This window comes from Photorhabdus caribbeanensis, from assembly GCF_018448885.1.
Taxonomy (GTDB): domain Bacteria; phylum Pseudomonadota; class Gammaproteobacteria; order Enterobacterales; family Enterobacteriaceae; genus Photorhabdus; species Photorhabdus caribbeanensis.
This window is the reverse complement of record NZ_RCWB01000011.1, coordinates 25,384-43,556: the sequence shown is the minus strand read 5'-3', so window position 1 is coordinate 43,556 and position 18,173 is coordinate 25,384. Positions and strand designations below refer to the sequence as shown.

The 18,173-nt window shown below is 43.1% G+C and carries 14 protein-coding genes; 8 read left to right on the top strand and 6 right to left on the bottom strand.

All coding sequences use genetic code 11. From position 1 onward, the window contains the following. Window positions 1-39: 39 nt before the first annotated feature. Window positions 40-1,485 (bottom strand): sodium/pantothenate symporter, encoded by a 1,446-nt coding sequence (gene panF / locus EAE90_RS09660; RefSeq protein WP_214053311.1) that lies wholly within the window; start codon window positions 1,483-1,485, stop codon window positions 40-42. After that, on the bottom strand, window positions 1,475-1,717 hold the full coding sequence (locus EAE90_RS09655; protein ID WP_112879754.1) for a YhdT family protein: 243 nt from the start codon (window positions 1,715-1,717) through the stop codon (window positions 1,475-1,477). Before EAE90_RS09655 ends, panF begins: the two co-directional genes overlap by 11 nt. A 522-nt stretch (window positions 1,718-2,239) precedes the next feature. Here EAE90_RS09655 and lhgO point away from each other — a divergent pair. Next, window positions 2,240-3,427: an L-2-hydroxyglutarate oxidase gene (gene lhgO, locus EAE90_RS09650; RefSeq protein ID WP_214053310.1), complete on the top strand. Its 1,188-nt coding sequence runs from the start codon at window positions 2,240-2,242 to the stop codon at window positions 3,425-3,427. 901 nt (window positions 3,428-4,328) lie between these two features. On the opposite strand, the gene accC is transcribed toward lhgO, so the two are convergent. From accC to acuI, 4 genes are all read right to left on the bottom strand, one after another. Next, a complete protein-coding gene (gene accC / locus EAE90_RS09645) occupies window positions 4,329-5,678 on the bottom strand; it encodes an acetyl-CoA carboxylase biotin carboxylase subunit (protein WP_214053309.1) in 1,350 nt (449 codons plus the stop codon). Window positions 5,679-5,690: 12 nt separating this feature from the next. Further along, the gene (gene accB, locus EAE90_RS09640) at window positions 5,691-6,161 is read right to left on the bottom strand and encodes an acetyl-CoA carboxylase biotin carboxyl carrier protein (protein WP_036776009.1); all 471 of its coding nucleotides are present in this window, start codon (window positions 6,159-6,161) and stop codon (window positions 5,691-5,693) included. 29 nt (window positions 6,162-6,190) lie between these two features. Beyond that, on the bottom strand, window positions 6,191-6,643 hold the full coding sequence (gene aroQ, locus EAE90_RS09635) for a type II 3-dehydroquinate dehydratase (protein WP_036776008.1): 453 nt from the start codon (window positions 6,641-6,643) through the stop codon (window positions 6,191-6,193). A gap of 208 nt (window positions 6,644-6,851) precedes the next feature. Beyond that, window positions 6,852-7,829: an acrylyl-CoA reductase (NADPH) gene (acuI, locus tag EAE90_RS09630; RefSeq protein ID WP_214053308.1), complete on the bottom strand. Its 978-nt coding sequence runs from the start codon at window positions 7,827-7,829 to the stop codon at window positions 6,852-6,854. A 672-nt stretch (window positions 7,830-8,501) separates the two neighbouring features. On the opposite strand from acuI, the gene mreB reads away from it, so the two are divergent. The 7 genes from mreB (at window position 8,502) to nit1 (ending at window position 18,168) form a co-directional block, all read left to right on the top strand. Continuing rightward, the gene (gene mreB / locus EAE90_RS09625) at window positions 8,502-9,545 is read left to right on the top strand and encodes a rod shape-determining protein MreB (RefSeq protein ID WP_011148194.1); all 1,044 of its coding nucleotides are present in this window, start codon (window positions 8,502-8,504) and stop codon (window positions 9,543-9,545) included. Between the two features lie 110 nt (window positions 9,546-9,655). Beyond that, entirely contained in the window at window positions 9,656-10,690 is a 1,035-nt protein-coding gene (mreC, locus tag EAE90_RS09620; protein WP_214053307.1) for a rod shape-determining protein MreC, read from the top strand. Beyond that, on the top strand, window positions 10,690-11,178 hold the full coding sequence (gene mreD, locus EAE90_RS09615; protein ID WP_214053306.1) for a rod shape-determining protein MreD: 489 nt from the start codon (window positions 10,690-10,692) through the stop codon (window positions 11,176-11,178). The genes mreC and mreD overlap by 1 nt, the downstream gene beginning before the upstream one ends. Before the next feature lie 206 nt (window positions 11,179-11,384). Beyond that, complete coding sequence (locus tag EAE90_RS09610; protein ID WP_036776003.1) at window positions 11,385-11,972, top strand: Maf family protein; 588 nt, start codon at window positions 11,385-11,387, stop codon at window positions 11,970-11,972. Next, window positions 11,969-13,438 (top strand): ribonuclease G, encoded by a 1,470-nt coding sequence (gene rng, locus EAE90_RS09605; RefSeq protein WP_214053305.1) that lies wholly within the window; start codon window positions 11,969-11,971, stop codon window positions 13,436-13,438. Before EAE90_RS09610 ends, rng begins: the two co-directional genes overlap by 4 nt. Before the next feature lie 48 nt (window positions 13,439-13,486). Further along, window positions 13,487-17,314, top strand: coding sequence for an AsmA2 domain-containing protein YhdP (gene yhdP / locus EAE90_RS09600; protein WP_214053304.1), 3,828 nt, complete (start codon window positions 13,487-13,489; stop codon window positions 17,312-17,314). Further along, window positions 17,311-18,168, top strand: a complete 858-nt coding sequence (gene nit1, locus EAE90_RS09595) for a deaminated glutathione amidase (RefSeq protein WP_214053303.1) — start codon at window positions 17,311-17,313, stop codon at window positions 18,166-18,168. The genes yhdP and nit1 overlap by 4 nt, the downstream gene beginning before the upstream one ends. The last annotated feature ends 5 nt before the right edge of the window (window positions 18,169-18,173 follow it).

Here is an 18,173-nt window from a genome sequence, read left to right as displayed (position 1 = left end):
AAAATTCTCCTTATTGAAAATAGATTAAAAGTGACCAACTTAATGTGGTCTGACCGCTTTTGGCGGTAATCGCTGACCGATGGTATTGCCCATCCCGAAAGCCAACAGGCTAAGTAACAATGATGGCACGATCGGGTGAAAGCCCAATAGATGGATATTGAAACTAGCGAGCAGAGTGTAGCTTATGGCCCCGGTAATCATCGAACTGATAGCGCCATAGGCATTGGCTTTTTCCCAATACAGGCCCAATACTAATGGCCAGAGGAATACGGCCTGTAAGCCACCAAAGGCCAATAGATTCAGCCAGATAATCATCTCGGGTGGGCGCCAGGCGGCTAAAAGTAGCAATAAACCAAGAATCAGGGTAGAAAAACTGGAAATTCGGGCGAGTCTTTTTTCCTGTACGATTTGCTGTGGAAACAGGTTTAGGTAGAGATCTTTGACGATGGTTGCAGAAGATTGCAGCAGTTGTGCATTAATTGTGGACATAATGGCGGCCATTGGTGCGGCTAGAAAAATTCCAGCAGCGAATGGCGGCAATACCGTGATCATCAATGTTGGGATCACCTGATCGGGAATGGTCAGATCAGGAATAATGGCTCGACCAATTGCTCCTGCTAAATGCATACCGAACATGAGGAGCGTCATGACGATGGTTCCGATGATGATCCCACGGTGAACAGCTTTGCTATCGCGGTAGGAGATGCAACGAACGGCAGTATGAGGTAATCCAATTACCCCAAAACAGACCAGTATCCAGAACGATGCCATGAAAGGTCCGCTAAGAATATGGTCTGCGCCTTGCGGGGAAACCAGCTCAGGATTAATTGTTCGTAATGTGGTGATTGCCTCCGATAAGCCACCTGCCTTATAGATAATCGCCACCAGCAGTAGAACAGTGCCTAGCAACATTACCAGCCCTTGTAGGGCATCATTGAGGACACTCGCTCTGAACCCTCCAAATGCGGTATAGAGGGCGATAGAGATACCGAAAATCATTAATCCAGTGCCATAAGGGATACCCGCAGCAGTTTCCAGCAGGCGTGCGCCGCCAATAAACTGAACGGTCATCGCGCCAACAAAAGCGACTAAAAGACTTAGGCTGGCAAACCAAACCAGAAAACGACTGCCATAACGAGCATACAACATGTCATTAAGGGTAACGGCATTATAGCGACGGGCAAGAATGGCAAATTTTTTACCTAATACGCCCAAGGAAAGCCATATTGCCGGCAACTGAATCAGCGACAGTAATACCCATCCCAGACCATATTTATAGGCTGCTCCTGGCCCGCCGATGAATGAGCTAGCACTGATATAGGTGGCGGTAATGGTCATTGCCAATACAAAGCCGCCCATTGAACGGTTGCCAAGGAAATACTCAGTCAGGAAGGGGCCTTTCTGGTGGCGTTGATAAGCGTAAACTGACAGGAGAAATACCAATGCAAGATAGCCAAGCAGAGGTAAGATAACTTCACTTTGCATTCTCATCCTCCAGCGGGACTTCTTTGAAAATAAACTTCACCATTAACCAGCAGAGGATAATGAATACGACTGGTAGTAACAAACATGCCATTTCAAACCAGCGAGGTAAGCCGGTGACACCGGGAGCATCACTGGGTAAATAGGCTGTCAATAGCCAGCCAATAAGGTAAGCAAGCGTTAGGAACACTGCCCAAAGTGCTTCTTTATGGGATTGAACAAATCGTCTGTCCATTCGTTCTTCCGGTAATTAAATAAGATGGGAAGGGAAGGATTGTACGGCAAGATGCGAATTTATTCAGGAAAAATGTGATATAAAGTGAGTCATTTGAGTTTCGCTTAAAAACTTTTCTATATGAATAGATTATCTCGTATTCTTGTAGCATAACCCATATCAGAAAATGCATTTTCTGAATATGTTGATCACATTTTTATCCTATTTTTCCCATAATATGATTGGTCATGTTATAGACAAATTTAGGTTGTTTATTTATTGGTAACTAATACTGTGAAATACAATGAAATTAAATTATTTCCGACAATAACTTATCTGATATTTATCATCCTATTTTGTTATTGTGGGGGGAATCAAAAATATTGGAAAAATATTTTTATCGATTGTGACTGTTTCTACTGGAGGAATCGACTATCCTATGGAAGTTGGCCTGATCAATATCATAAATATAAAATTTTACTCATTGAAAAATTTAGAAAAAATAGTCTAATCCGCTGTTGAATCAATAATAAGGAATAAGGTATGTATGATTATATTATTATCGGTATTGGTATTGTGGGGCTTGGCGTTGCTAATGCGTTGCAGGAAGTTCAGCCGAGCGTCAAGATATTGATGTTGGATAAAGAGAATACACCAGCCAGGCATCAAAGTGGTAACAATAGTAATGTAGTACATTCAGGTATTTATTATAAACCTGGTAGTTTGAAGGCCCGTCTGGCGGCGCGTGGTAATAAAACTATGTTCTCTTTTTGTCGCCAGCATGGCTTGTACTATGATCGTTGCGGCAAAGTTATTGTTGCTACACAGCCAAAAGAGTTGCCGTTATTGGAAAATCTCTATCAGCGTGGATTGCAAAATGGTCTGAAAGTTAGCCGTCTAAACCGTTTACAACTTAATGAGCGTGAGCCACACGTTAATGGATTGGAGGCATTACTTGTGCCCGATGCAGGTATCGTGAACTATAAAGAGGTGGCTGATAAGCTGGCAGAAATCATCCAGCAGCGTGGCGCTACCTTGATTTATGGTCAAATGGTGACTGCTATTAAAGAAAGCAGTGATAAAGTAGAAGTTGTCACGCCACAGAATAGTTATCAGGCAAAATGGTTGATTAACTGCGCTGGATTGCATAGTGATCGTATCGCTCGTTTATCAGGCTATGATATCGGCATGAAGATTATTCCCTTCCGTGGTGAATATTATGTGTTGAATAGTGAAAAAAATTATCTGGTCAATCATTTAATCTATCCAGTACCTAATCCAGATTTTCCTTTCCTTGGTGTACATTTTACCCGCATGTATAACGGTAAACGTGATATTGGTCCGAATGCTGTATTGGCATTTAAACGTGAAGGCTACAAAAAAACCGATATTAATCTGAAAGATCTGAGTGAAATATTGCGCTACCGTGGTTTTTGGAAAATTGCACGTACCTATTTTGGTGAAGGAATGGCGGAGATATACCGTTCATTATGTAAAAAACAGTTTGTTGCTAATGCCCGTTGCTTGATTCCTGAACTTAATGCCGAGGATATTGTTCCTGGCCCCGCCGGTGTGCGTGCTCAAGCGCTGACTGCCGATGGCAAGTTGGTTGATGATTTTCATATCGTCACGGGTAGGCGCTCACTGCATGTTTGTAATGCGCCTTCACCAGCAGCGACTGCTTCAATTGAAATAGGTCGTGAAATTGTTCACCAATATTTGCCGGTGTGAATGCGAGATAAAATAGAAATTATTTGGCTGTGGTTTTTGTTATTATGATTTTTTATGTTCATGATTTAATGGGTTTATGAAAAAGTTTATTTTCATTTGAAAACGTTATTAAAGTTAGCGCTTTTTGGTAAATATATTTCCTGATTAACCTATTTATATTCTTATTTGTTTTTTTCTGGAGGTATAATATCGATAAAGCCAATTTTGTTTCTCATTTTCTATTTCTGATTTTATGAGGAGAATATTTTAAATAGTTATTAAAAGTCATTTTGTAACTTCTGAGTTGAATCAATATATACCCGTCATATTTCAAGTTGCCTCTTTGTTGTCTGCACTCATTCACCCCGATAACATAGTTATCTATACTCCCGGGGATTCGTTCCCTTGCCGCCGCGATGCATCTTGAAATCCATAGGATATAAAGATTTAACGGTTGATTTTATACTTTTACCGTCTGATTTTGTTAAGTTTAATCATTATAGGAGATGGTTTTACGTTTAATGAATGTTGATTATACTGATTTTTTATTTTAATAAATCATTGCCTTATATGAGATTTTTAATCTCTCTGTATTCGTATTTTTAAACAGTCATAGCGGGCTAGATAAATGAATTAAATATGGCAGAGAATAGGCTGTTTTTAGTCACGCTATACCTTTTTAAAGTTTTCCATTGATAAACTATTTTTTTAACCCTTTGTTTTTAAATGGCATGAAAAAAATAATCCACATGATTTAATCTGGGTGAATCGGGTTTTGATGCCATCAATAAAAAGCGCTAAACCGGTAAGATTAAAGGCAGTAAAAAAACAGTGTTTAAATCCATAGTTAACATATTGAAAGTCAAAGATTTAAGGAGCGTTTAAACGCTCCTTAAAACATGCTGATGTGATTAAACCGGTTTTAAGTTTCCTGTAATCCCAGTTTTTTCTCCAGATAGTGGATATTAGTGCCACCATTCTGAAAGTTTTCATCATTCATTATCGTCTGTTGAAGCTCGATATTTGTCTTGATGCCATCAATAATCAATTCTGCCAGTGCGTTTTTCATACGGGCAATGGCATTATCACGATTTTCACCGTAAGTAATCAGCTTACCAATCATTGAATCATAGTAAGGGGGGACGGTGTAGCCAGCATAAATATGCGATTCCCAACGTACGCCGAATCCGCCTGGTGAGTGGAAGCGGGTAATTTTACCTGGGCTTGGCAGGAACGTGTTTGGATCTTCGGCGTTGATACGACACTCAATGGCATGACCACGAACAACAACATCTTTCTGCTTAATTGAAAGTGGCATACCTGCGGCAATCCGCAACTGTTCTTTAATCAGGTCAACACCGGTAATCATTTCTGTCACTGGATGTTCGACCTGAATACGGGTGTTCATCTCAATGAAATAGAATTCGCCGTTTTCATACAGGAATTCGAAAGTACCGGCGCCACGATAGCCAATTTCGATACATGCGTTAGCACAGCGTTCGCCAATGCTGCGACGCATTTCTGGCGTGATGCCTGGTGCAGGAGCTTCTTCGACAACTTTCTGGTGACGGCGTTGCATGGAGCAATCACGTTCAGCCAGATAAATTGCTTGACCTTGACCGTCGGCCAAGACCTGGATCTCAATATGACGTGGGTTCTCAAGGAATTTTTCCATATAAACCATATCGTTATTGAAAGCAGCTTTTGCTTCCGCACGGGTCATATTGATTGATTGTTCCAAATCTTTATCACTGCGCACGACGCGCATACCGCGACCGCCACCGCCGCCGGATGCTTTGATGATGACAGGATAGCCAATGCGTTTAGCGAAAGCTTTGTTTTTCTCTGTGTCATCAGACAATGGGCCATCAGAGCCAGGTACACAAGGAACGCCCGCTTTTTTCATCGCATTGATAGCAGAAACCTTATCACCCATTAGGCGGATCGTTTCTGCTTTTGGACCGATAAAAATAAAGCCGGAACGTTCAACCTGTTCAGCAAAATCTGCATTTTCAGACAGAAAACCGTAGCCAGGGTGAATGGCTACTGCACCAGTGATTTCTGCCGCAGAAATAATCGCCGGGATATTCAGATAGCTTTTTGCAGAAGCTGCCGGGCCTATACAGATAGTTTCGTCTGCCAGCAGGACGTGTTTTAAGTCACGATCCGCAGAGGAATGTACCGCAACGGTTTTGATCCCCAACTCTTTACAAGCTCGCAGGATACGCAGGGCAATTTCACCACGGTTAGCAATTACAATTTTATCAAGCATGGGAACGCCTCGTTATTCGATGACGACCAATGGCTCGTCAAATTCAACGGGTTGACCGCTTTCCACAAGAATCGCTTTAACCACACCGGCTTTGTCGGCTTCGATCTGATTCATCATTTTCATGGCTTCAACGATGCAGAGGGTATCACCCACATTGACACGTTGACCGATTTCGATAAACGGTTTCGCATCCGGGCTAGGCGTACGATAGAAAGTGCCTACCATTGGAGAACGAACAATGTGACCGTCGATTGCAGCCGATCTGTCGCTGATCGTTTCTGGTAGAGCCTGAGAAGGCGCAACAGCACTAGCTAGCGCAGGTTGTTGCGCTGCTATTGGAATATATTGTTGAGCTGCCGGAAAACTCTGGGGGGCTAATGCGCGGCTGATGCGCACTGACTCTTCCCCTTCAGAAATTTCCAGTTCAGAAATGCCAGATTCTTCAACCAGCTCGATCAGTTTTTTTATCTTACGAATATCCATGAGTGTGATTCCGTACTCTTCTGTTTAATTTAGTTGAGTTTTGACAAGCGGTTTACCGCTGCCTGTAATGCAAAGCTATAGCCATCTACCCCTAAACCACAGATTACACCAACGGCAAGATCTGAAAGATATGAGTGATGACGAAATGGCTCGCGCGCGTGAACATTGGAGAGGTGGATCTCAATAAATGGGATCTTCACTGTCAGCAATGCATCACGCAGTGCCACGCTGGTATGCGTGAATGCAGCAGGATTAATCAAGATAAAATCAGTATTACCCTGTGCAGAATGAATTCTATTTATCAGCTCAAATTCTGCGTTGGATTGCAGGTGACTGAATTTAACCCCTGATTGATAGGCTTCTTCAGACAATTTGCTGACGATATCATCAAGCGTTAAGTTGCCATAAATATCAGGCTCCCGGGTTCCTAACATATTTAGGTTAGGGCCATTAAGGAGTAAAATGTGAAACTTGCCTGTCATTGTGCTGGTATCTCCGGCAATTTGTCAACAATGCGCCAACATAATCCGATATTAGCGATTTGTCATCTTTTTGTAACAGCCACAAATTCATTTCGGCGATAAAGCGCGACATTATAATGATATCGTAGCATTTAGCAGCTAAATACTGGTCTTATCAGAAAAAATGTCAAGAATAAAACCACTGTACTTTAGAGGCTAATCACAATTCTTAACGAACTCTTACCAATGTACGTCCTGTAACCTGATTAGCTATCAATTTATTGGCGTATTCCACGGCTTGTTCCAGTGTTATCTCCGTAGTTGCCTGCTGATAAAAAGAATCAGGTAATAGCTTTTGCAGGCGTTGCCATACGGCGGGTCGTTTGGCTGATGGAACAGTGACGGACTCTACGCCTTGCAGACGTACGTTACGTAAAATAAATGGCATCACTGTTGTTGGCAGATTTGCATCACCGGCGAGGCCACAAGCGGCAACGGTACCGTTATAGTGAGTTTGAGCCAGTATTGTCGCCAGTACATTACCGCCTACGGTGTCAATGGCTCCGGCCCAAAGTTGTTTTTCCAGTGGGCGAGGTGGTTGGCTAAATTCATGGCGCGGCAAAACCTTTTTTGCCCCTAGAGATAACAAATATTCATGATTTTCTTGTCTACCGCTAACGGCAACAACGGAATAGCCAAGTTGTGAGAGTAGTGCTATCGCCGTACTGCCTACGCCGCCACTGGCGCCTGTCACAATAACATCACCACTTTCTGGCTTAACGCCGCCTTGTTCCAGAGCGATAACGCATAGCATGGCGGTAAAGCCAGCAGTACCAATGATCATGGCTTGCCTGCTATCCAAACCGGTAGGTAAAGGTGTCAACCATTCGCCTGAAACTCTGGCTTGTTCTGCCAGTCCACCCCAATGATTTTCTCCTACCCCCCAGCCGGTTAATAATACATGTTGACCGATATGAAAACGGGGATCTTCGGTACTGTGTACAATGCCAGAGAAATCAATACCCGGTATCATTGGGAATTGGCGGATAATTTTCCCTTTACCTGTGATGGCTAATGCGTCTTTATAGTTCAGCGTTGACCAGTGAATATCGACGGTAACGTCTCCTACGGGAAGATAAGATGCATCAACTTCTTCTATGGACGCGGATAATGGGTTCTGTTGTTGTTTGAGTAGCAGGGCTTTCATTATTGTTCCGTTCTCTGTAATCGATTTTGTCATTAAATAAGGATAGATAAAAATGAGTAATTTACATAAGGTAGATAAGAAAAAATAAAGTTTTGGTGGATTATAAAACAGAATTTATCCACATTTTTATCTGTAATCTCATTGTCATATTCCAGCTTAGTTGCGTATAGTGTTCTATTTCAGAAAATTCTGTTTTTTATTATTTTTTAGCAGAAAGTATTGTATTTTAGTCGCAGTTTATTACATCATTAATTTGTTCACTACACAGACTACATACTTGTAGTTAAGTATTGTAGTGGGTGAGCAAAGGTATGGGTTTGTAGATATAAGTTTGATGTGAACTTACCGGAGTCGCTACTGGTCAAAAAGCAGCAGCGGATTTAGCCGGTACGGTGCCGGTGACGCCATCCAGTAGCACCATAATGTTAAATTATGCAAAATCAGGCAGTTCTTGCATTTCGTTATGGAACAATTGGTAAAATTAACCCATTTTTATGCAGTTTTTTTCTGCTCCGTTTGGGAGAAGTAACGTAGAATATCGCGTTGTTGATATGAATAACGTAGCCACTTTTTTATTGAAGCAGGTGTTTGTGCGCCTTGTCGCTGCTTCATGTGGTTGGTAGAGTAGACGGGTTTTGTTCCGTCCCCAGCTTGCAGGATTATCCTTTCGCTATGTTTAAAAAATTTCGTGGCATGTTTTCCAACGACTTGTCTATTGACTTGGGTACCGCCAATACCCTTATTTATGTCAAAGGTCAGGGTATTGTATTGAATGAACCTTCTGTCGTCGCAATCCGTCAGGATCGTGCGGGTTCATCGAAAAGTGTTGCTGCCGTTGGGCAGGAAGCAAAGCAAATGCTGGGTCGAACACCGGGTAATATTGCGGCAATTCGTCCGATGAAAGATGGGGTGATTGCCGATTTTTATGTTACCGAGAAGATGCTGCAACACTTTATTAAGCAAGTTCATAGCAATAGTTTCATGCGTCCAAGCCCGCGAGTTTTGGTTTGTGTACCTGTTGGCGCAACGCAAGTTGAGCGTCGAGCAATCCGTGAATCTGCGCTCAGTGCCGGCGCTCGTGAAGTATTTTTGATTGAAGAACCTATGGCTGCGGCGATTGGTGCTGGTTTACCTGTTTCAGAAGCTACGGGTTCAATGGTTGTGGATATTGGTGGCGGCACCACGGAAGTGGCGGTTATCTCTTTGAATGGGGTTGTTTATTCATCTTCTGTACGTATCGGTGGTGATCGCTTTGATGAGGCGATTATCAATTACGTTCGTCGTAATTATGGTTCGCTGATTGGCGAAGCAACGGCTGAACGTATTAAGCATACGATCGGTTCTGCTTATCCTGGCGATGAGATGTTGGAGATTGAAGTTCGTGGTCGTAACTTGGCAGAAGGTGTACCACGCGGCTTTACGCTTAACTCCAACGAAATTCTTGAAGCTCTGCAAGAGCCTTTAACGGGTATTGTCAGTGCTGTCATGGTCGCCCTTGAGCAGTGTCCGCCAGAATTGGCTTCCGATATTTCAGAACGAGGCATGATCTTGACTGGTGGTGGTGCATTATTGCGCAATCTTGACCGTTTACTGATAGAGGAAACGGGTATTCCAGTCATTGTTGCGGAAGATCCGTTGACATGTGTTGCTCGTGGTGGCGGAAAAGCACTTGAAATGATCGATATGCATGGCGGTGAACTCTTCAGCGAGGAGTGAGTGTTAACTTGCAAGTGAGGGGGGAATGACGGGCAGCTCAGACCTCCTTGCGATTGCTGTCTGGGAATTCCATTGTTTATGAAACAGTACAGTTTGGAATAGCGCAGCTTATGAAGCCAATTTTTAGCAGAGGGCCTTCCCTGCAATTACGACTTTTCTTTGCTGTTATTGTTGCCATTGCTTTGGTTGTGGCAGACAGCCGCCTTGATGCTCTCAGTAAAGTCCGTAATTATATGGATACGGTAGTCAGTCCATTTTATTTTCTCGCCAATGGCCCGCGTCAAGTGCTTGATGGTGTGTCAGAAACCCTTGCCTCCCGTGAACAACTTCGATTGGAAAATCGGGCTTTACGCCAAGAATTATTGATGAAAAACAGCGACATGCTGTTATTAGGGCAACTTAAACAGGAAAATTCCCGCTTGCGTGAGCTATTGGGGTCGCCTTTACGTCAGGATGAACACATGATGGTGACGCAGGTGATCTCCGGTAGGGCTAATCCTTATAGTGATCAGGTCGTCATCGATAAAGGATCAAGAGAAGGCGTTTATGAAGGGCAACCTGTTATCAGTGATAAAGGCATTGTGGGTCAAGTTGTTGCTGTCAGTCAGTTTACTAGCCGGGTATTACTGATTTGTGATACGACTCATGCTTTGCCAATCCAAGTCTTACGTAATGATATCAGAGCTATTATTGCTGGTGCGGGTTGTAGTGATGATTTGCAGTTTGAGTCATTGCCAAGCAACACAGATATTCGGGTTGGGGATGTGCTGGTGACTTCTGGGTTAGGAGGTCGTTTCCCGGAAGGTTATCCGGTCGCGGTGGTTTCATCAGTTAAAGTCGATAATCAGCGGGCCTATACGGTGATTCATGCCCGGCCAACGGCAGAATTACAGCGTTTGCGTTATTTGTTGTTGTTGTGGGGGGCGGATAATAATCCATCCGAACCATTGCCTCCCTCAGAGGTTTATCGTGTAGCTAATGAACGTTTAATGCAAATGATGCCTCAGGTATTGCCGCATGCAAATGAAATGGGACCACCAGCGCCATCGTCTATTTCTGATGAAACAACCAAGACAGCAGAAAGAGTGAAAAATGCTGAATCGACAATAACGTCTGCTAAATTTATAAATTCGGGAAATCGTTAATGAATCAATACCGGAGTCATGGGCGTTGGATCATTTGGTTGTCTTTCTTGATTGCAATGGTGCTGCAAATTATGCCGTGGCCGGAGCAAATTTATATGTATCGGCCAACTTGGTCGGCACTATTGTTGATTTATTGGGTAATGGCGTTACCTCATAGAGTCAGTGTTGGTACCGGTTTTGTCTTGGGGATCATCGTAGATTTGATTCAGGGGGCGACACTGGGTGTTAACGCTTTGGCTTACAGTCTTGTGAGTTATTTGGTGTCATTTAAGTTTCAATTATTCCGCAATATGGCACTTTGGCAGCAGGCTTTGGTTGTCATTGCTTTATCGATACTGATGGATTTCAGTGTTTTTTGGGCAGAATTTTTGTTATCAAATGTTGCTTTTCATCCAGAAGTATTCTGGAACAGTTTGGTCAATGGTATTCTTTGGCCGTGGTTGTTCCTGTTAATGCGAAAAATCCGTCGTCAGTTTAATGTGCATTAGTGGTCGGATTGCAGTTTTTAATGTCCTGATAGAACTTATTCCAGCAGGCGTTACTGGTGCAGGCCATTTTTTCAAGTAACTTGAGGATATGAGCAGGGTGTATAACCGGAGCGTACATAGCGTACGTGAGGATTAATCTGCTCTAGGTTCAAAAATGGCAAATGAAATAGCCTAATGAGATAGGTAGTAGTAAGGACGATATCATCATGAAAACCCTTTATCTGGCTTCCGGCTCACCAAGGCGGCGTGAGCTGGTTGAATTATTGGACTTTAAATTTGAAATTCTTTCTCCTCAGGTAAAGGAGCAATGGCAAGAAGGTGAAACTCCGCATCAGTATGTTAGCCGATTAGCAAAAGATAAATCTCTGGCGGGAGTTGCTATTGCACCAGAAGATTTTCTGGTATTGGGAGCGGATACTGTTGTTGTATTGAATGGTAAGATTCTCGAAAAACCGCGCAGTGAACAACATGCTGTTGAAATGCTTAGTGCACTTTCCGGTCAGTGTCATCAGGTGATTACAGCTATTGCTTTATCAGATAGTCAGCGTACCTTAAGTGATATAGTCGTTACAGATGTAACCTTTCGCCAATTATCCACGCAGGAAATTTTGGATTATGTAGCAACCGGTGAGCCGATGGACAAAGCGGGTGCTTATGGTATTCAGGGAAAAGCAGGTTGCTTTGTTAAAACGCTGAATGGTAGTTATCACTCAGTTGTTGGTCTGCCATTGGTGGAGACGCACGAATTAATCACCAAGTTTTTTGCGTTAGTTGATGGGAAGGGGAACACATGACAGCAGAGTTATTAGTCAACATTACACCGTCCGAAACGCGCGTTGCCTACATTGATGGTGGGATTTTGCAAGAAATCCATATTGAAAGGGAAGCTAAAAGAGGAATTGTCGGCAATATTTATAAAGGTCGTGTAAGTCGGGTATTACCAGGGATGCAGGCTGCTTTTGTTGATATTGGGTTGGAAAAAGCCGCCTTTCTTCATGCCTCAGACATTGTGCCTCATACGGAATGTATTGCTGGTGAGGAGCGAAAGAACTTTCATGTCAAAGATATTGCTGAGTTGGTTCGCCAGGGACAAGATTTAATGGTACAGGTAGTGAAAGATCCCCTCGGCACTAAAGGCGCTCGGTTAACTACCGATATTACCTTACCTTCCCGTTATCTTGTATTTATGCCCGGTGCATCTCATGTCGGGGTTTCACAACGTATTGAAAGTGAAGAAGAGCGTAATCGGCTGAAAAATATTGTTGCTGACTATTGTGATGAACATGGTGGTTTCATTATTAGGACGGCTGCCGAGGGGGTTGGCGATGAAGAATTAGCTCAGGATGCGGCTTTCTTGAAACGTCTATGGAGTAAGGTGATGGAGCGTAAAAAGCGCAATGTCACTAAAAATAAACTTTATGGCGAATTGGCTCTGGCCCATCGTATTTTGCGTGATTTTGCCGGAGCAGCCCTTGATCGTATTCGAGTGGATTCTCGTTTGACATTTACGCAGTTACAGGAATTCATTCGCGAATATATTCCTAAAATGACAGCCAGATTGGAACTTTATAACGGTAATCAGCCTATTTTCGATCTGTTTGATGTAGAAAATGAAATTCAGCGAGCACTCGATCGCAAAGTTGAATTAAAATCAGGTGGTTATTTAATTATTGACCAAACTGAAGCGATGACCACAATTGATATTAATACCGGCGCATTTGTCGGGCATCGCAATTTGGAAGAAACTATTTTTAATACCAATATTGAGGCGACGCAAGCTATTGCCAGGCAATTAAGGCTGCGTAATCTGGGGGGTATTATTATTATCGATTTTATCGATATGAATAGCGAAGAGCATCGTCGACGGGTATTGGCTTCTCTTGAACACGCGCTAAGTAAAGATCGTGTTAAGACGACGATTAATGGTTTTTCCCAACTCGGACTGGTGGAAATGACCCGCAAGCGGACTCGTGAAAGTATCGAGCATATACTTTGCGGCGATTGCCCTACTTGTAAAGGCAGGGGAACCGTAAAATCTGTTGAAACTGTCTGTTATGAGATTATGCGTGAAATTGTGCGTGTGCACCGGGCAGTCGACGCAGATCGTTTCCTGATTTATGCCTCACCCGCAGTGGCCGAAGCGCTGAAAGGGGAGGAATCTCATGCACTGGCAGAAGTGGAGATTTTTGTCGGTAAACAAGTAAAAGTTCAGACAGAACAGCTCTACAGTCAGGAACAATTTGACGTAGTTATGATGTAACCATCTGATTTGCTGACATAACAGCATTAGGGAACCAAGGAGATGCGTGTGAGGCGACTGCCGGGAGTATTTTTAGCGACAGCCGCAATAGTCATTATCATTGTGGCTTTGCTTGTTAGTGGATTACGTTTTCTACTGCCACATATTAATGATTACCGTCCACAATTATTCGCTAAAATTGAGTCAATTATTGGTGTACCTATTGATGCTGGATATATTGCGGGAGAATGGGAATCTTTCGGGCCTGTTTTTGAATTACGTGATATCAGTGTCAAAACCGCAAATGCAGATGTGCAAGCCAAAAAGATTACGATTGCATTGGATATCTGGCTATCTTTGCTAAGAATGCGTTGGAATTTCCGCGATCTTACTTTTTATCAGTTACAAGTAGATTACCATCAACCGCTATTTAATGATCAAAGCGGTAATATGTTTTCCCAATCGGATCTATTTTCTGATCTGTTTCTGGAGCAGTTTGATCATTTTAATCTGCAAGATAGCCGTTTTACTTTCCTTACTCCCTCTGGTGAACGTGCTGATCTGCTGTTACCACAATTAACCTGGCTGAATAAAGATAATCGTCACCGTGCTCAAGGGAAGATTAGTCTCTCTTCTATCAATAATCAGCATGGGGATATACAAGTTAAATTTGATTTGCATGACACTAATGGTGTGTTGGATAACGGGACCATTTATTTACAGGCAGATAATGTTGATATTCACCCGTGGTTAAGTCATTGGTTGCAGGATAATACAGGGTTGGAAGATGCTGAGTTCAGTTTGTCTAGCTGGATTATGCTTAAAGATGGTCGAATTGATGGCGGTCAACTGCAACTCCGTCAGGGAGAAGCTAATTGGAAAGTTGCTAACAAATCTCACAACCTTTCTGTCAGTGATCTGGTGTTACGGATGCGTCGCCAAGATGGTGGTTGGTTGTTTGATGCGCCTGAGTTGGCAAATTTAATCACTGATGGTCAGCAATGGCCGTCAGGAGAAGTATCAGTGCTCTATCTGCCGGAAGCCAAAAGAGTTGACGGTCATGATCATTGGCGTATTCGGGCGAAAAATATTCAACTTGAACGGCTAAGTAGCATTTTACCGACTTTTTCTTTTTTGACTCCTGATCTTGTGAAGGATTGGCAGAATCGTCAGCCACAAGGATTGGTAAAGTATCTTGCCCTCGATATTACACCAAAAATGGCAGATGATTCCCAAATCAGTATGCAATGGCAGAATGTCAGTTGGCAACGCTGGCAGGAATTGCCTTCTATTGATCATTTCTCTGGTTCTCTTAATGGCAGCTTGCGGCAAGGCAAACTGAGTTTTGCATTGAAGGATAGTGTCGTTGATTATCGGGATATGTTCCTGGCGCCGTTTGAGATATCTCAAAGTCATGGCGAAATACTCTGGCGACAAGGTGAGCGAGGTTTACAACTTTGGAGCCAAGGGTTGGATTTGCAAGCGAAATCGTTGTGGGTTAATGGTGATTTTCGTTATCAACAGCCTAAAGAACAGCCTCCGGCGCTAAGTATTCTGGCGGGAGTCCGGGTTTATGATGCCGGTGATGCTTGGAGATATTTTCCAGAACCTCTGATGGGGACGGCTCTGACTGACTATCTGACAGCTTCAATCATTAAAGGGCAGATAGAAAACGCGACTTTTGTTTTTCAAGGCAATCCAAAAGATTTCCCATTTGCAAAGAATAATGGGCAGTTTCAGGTTTTTGCTCCATTGCGTCATGCGACTTTCCAGTACCAACCAAACTGGCCGGCACTGTTGGATCTCAATATTGATCTTAATTTCCAGAATAATGGTTTATGGATGCTTGCTCCGCAAACGGCACTTGGTGAAGTGAAAGCGAGTAATCTTTCAGCAGTAATTCCTAATTATCGCAGCAAGAAATTATTAATCGACGCTGATCTTCTGGGAGATGGCAAAGATATTCATGAATACTTTACCCGCAGCCCGTTAGCAAATTCTATTGGTGAAACGTTGGATACATTGCAGGTTGGTGGTCAAATCGCAGGTAATTTGCATTTGGATATTCCACTCAATGGTGGCAATGTGGATGCCAGTGGTGAGGTAACTTTAAAAAATAATCACTTGTTGATTAAGCCCCTAAACAGCGAAATGAAAAATGTGAGTGGCCGGTTTCGCTTTAATAATGGTAACTTACAAAGCGGCAAATTATCGGCCCAATGGCTTGGGCAGCCTGTTACGGTTGATTTTTCTACCGAGAGTTTACCCAAAAACTATCGAGTCAATGTTGGTCTGAATGCGCGTTGGGCTATTAAAAAATTATCTGGATTTTCACCGGCGATGGTTAAAGTGTTTTCTGGCTCTGTTGATTGGGTAGGAAAGGTCGGTATCAGTTTGCCGTTTCAGGGTAAACCTCAATATGATGTGAAAATCGACGCTGACTTATCACAAGTGGGTAGTCATTTATCTGCCCTGAAAGTGGATGAACTGCGTGCTCTTCATATTCTGGCTGATGGTGATATGGAGCAATTGCGAGTAAAAGGCATTTTAGATAAACAGTATGCCTTTAATACTCAATGGCGTTTGGCAGGGAAAAACACTCAACTGTCACGGGGAGTTTTACAAAGTAACAGTAACAACATTCCTGACTTACCTGAAAAATCCCTATTGGAATTGAATCTTCCGGCAATTGAGGGGGAAGAGTGGTTAGGGCTGATTGCGCCGATGACTTCTGGTCCTTCATTGGATGGAATGTCAATGTTGCCGCAGCATCTGCGTATATCACTTCCATCACTGGATGCAGGAGGGCAACGTTGGAATCAGTTATCGTTGGATGTGGAGAAACAGCCTTGGGGAACGCAGATCATAGCTAATAGCCAGGAAATCAACGGCAAACTTAATATCCGTAATAGTGGTCCTTGGCAAATGAATTTGGGCTATCTTTATTATAATTCTCTAAAAGATAGTCCTGTGAAAAATAGCCCTTTGAAAGATAGCTCTCAGCAAGTTGAATCGGATTTATCTAAGCAATCTCAGACAGGTACAACTCTGCGTTATTCGCTGAACCAGTGGCCTTCATTAGATATCATCTGTTCTGAATGTTGGATTATGGGATTGAAGCTTGGGAAGGTGTCTGGCTCCCTGATTCCAGAGGGCAATTCACTTGTATTAAGGGATGGAATAGTAGAAAACAGTGTCAGTAAACTCAATTTGGCAGGTCGTTGGCAAGAGGATGCTGTAGGGAATAATACCCATATTACCGGGCAATTTTCTGGTGAAAAGTTTGATGAGATGGCATCTTATCTTGGTATAGTCGTACCGATTGTAAATTCACCGTTTACTTTCCGTTTTGATTTTAATTGGTGGGATACTCCGTGGGAACCCAATTTCCAAACGCTGAATGGAAATCTAAAAAGCAACTTAGGTAAAGGTGCTATTGAAAAATTGGGCGGGGGAAGTGCTGGCCAATTACTAAAATTAGTCAGTTTTGATGCTCTGTTACGTAAATTACAGCTCGATTTCAGCGATACCTTTAGCCAGGATTTTGAATTTGATTCAATCCGTGGCGATGTTTCAGTAAAAAATGGGATACTCAAGACTGAAAACTTACGGGTCGATGGGTTGATTGCCGATGTGATAACGAGAGGTGAAATCGATCTGGTTCGTCAACAGATCAATATAGAAGCCATCGTCACGCCAGAGATTTCTGCTACTGTGGGGGTAGCGACGGCTTTTGTCATCAATCCGATGGCTGGCGCTGCGTTATTCGCAGCGACCAAAGTCTTGGGGCCATTATGGAGTAAGATATCCGTTATTCGTTACCGGATTACGGGTAATCTTGAACAACCGAAAATTGATGAAGTTCTGCGTCAGCTTAAGGAGAATAGAGGAACATGAGAAACGTCAATGTTGCACTCTTGCAGTTATGTAGCGGTGAGAATATCAAACATAATTTGGCGCAAATTGAACAGCAAATTAAGCAGTTGCCGGATACTATCAAGTTTGTCATGACCCCGGAAAATGCATTGTTGTTTGCTAATGCTGATAGCTATCGTAGGCATGCAGAACAACAGGGGCATGGGCCTTTGCAGCAAGCTGTCAGTGAGATTGCACGCCGTTATGGTGTCTGGTTATTAATCGGTTCTATGCCGCTTATCAGTCGTGAAAATCCTGAACGGCTCACCAGTAGTAGCCTGTTGTTTGATGATCAGGGTAAGATTTGCGCCCGTTACGATAAAATCCATATGTTTGATGTCAATATTAATGATGAACATGGATCATATAACGAATCGTCCATTTTCCAACGTGGGGAACATATTACCGTTGTAGATACCCCTGTAGGTCGTCTCGGGATGACCATATGTTATGATCTGCGCTTCCCTGGGCTGTTTCAGGCGTTACGTGAGCAAGGCGCTGAATTGATATCTGTTCCTGCGGCATTTACTCGTTTAACGGGAAAAGCACATTGGGAGCCACTGTTACGGGCCCGCGCTATTGAAAACCAATGTATTCTGTTAGCGCCGGCTCAGGTTGGTGTACATGGAACCCGTCAGACCTGGGGTCACTCAATGGCCGTGGATGGTTGGGGGAAAGTGATTAAGAAAAACCCCGATGCAGTCAGTGCACTACAACTGAATGTCAGGGCAGATAGCTTGAAGATTATGCGTGAGCAGATGAAAGTGGTGAAACATAACCGCTTCCGGCCGCAGTTGACGTCCTTGATTGAAAAAATACCGCAAATTAAAGAGTAGCAATT

Coding starts and splice junctions, on each gene's coding strand:
- panF (WP_214053311.1), bottom strand. CDS start 1,485: ATGCAAAGTGAAGTTATCTTACCTCTGCTTGGCTATCTTGCATTGGTA.
- EAE90_RS09655 (WP_112879754.1), bottom strand. CDS start 1,717: ATGGACAGACGATTTGTTCAATCCCATAAAGAAGCACTTTGGGCAGTG.
- lhgO (WP_214053310.1), top strand. CDS start 2,240: ATGTATGATTATATTATTATCGGTATTGGTATTGTGGGGCTTGGCGTT.
- accC (WP_214053309.1), bottom strand. CDS start 5,678: ATGCTTGATAAAATTGTAATTGCTAACCGTGGTGAAATTGCCCTGCGT.
- accB (WP_036776009.1), bottom strand. CDS start 6,161: ATGGATATTCGTAAGATAAAAAAACTGATCGAGCTGGTTGAAGAATCT.
- aroQ (WP_036776008.1), bottom strand. CDS start 6,643: ATGACAGGCAAGTTTCACATTTTACTCCTTAATGGCCCTAACCTAAAT.
- acuI (WP_214053308.1), bottom strand. CDS start 7,829: ATGAAAGCCCTGCTACTCAAACAACAACAGAACCCATTATCCGCGTCC.
- mreB (WP_011148194.1), top strand. CDS start 8,502: ATGTTTAAAAAATTTCGTGGCATGTTTTCCAACGACTTGTCTATTGAC.
- mreC (WP_214053307.1), top strand. CDS start 9,656: ATGAAGCCAATTTTTAGCAGAGGGCCTTCCCTGCAATTACGACTTTTC.
- mreD (WP_214053306.1), top strand. CDS start 10,690: ATGAATCAATACCGGAGTCATGGGCGTTGGATCATTTGGTTGTCTTTC.
- EAE90_RS09610 (WP_036776003.1), top strand. CDS start 11,385: ATGAAAACCCTTTATCTGGCTTCCGGCTCACCAAGGCGGCGTGAGCTG.
- rng (WP_214053305.1), top strand. CDS start 11,969: ATGACAGCAGAGTTATTAGTCAACATTACACCGTCCGAAACGCGCGTT.
- nit1 (WP_214053303.1), top strand. CDS start 17,311: ATGAGAAACGTCAATGTTGCACTCTTGCAGTTATGTAGCGGTGAGAAT.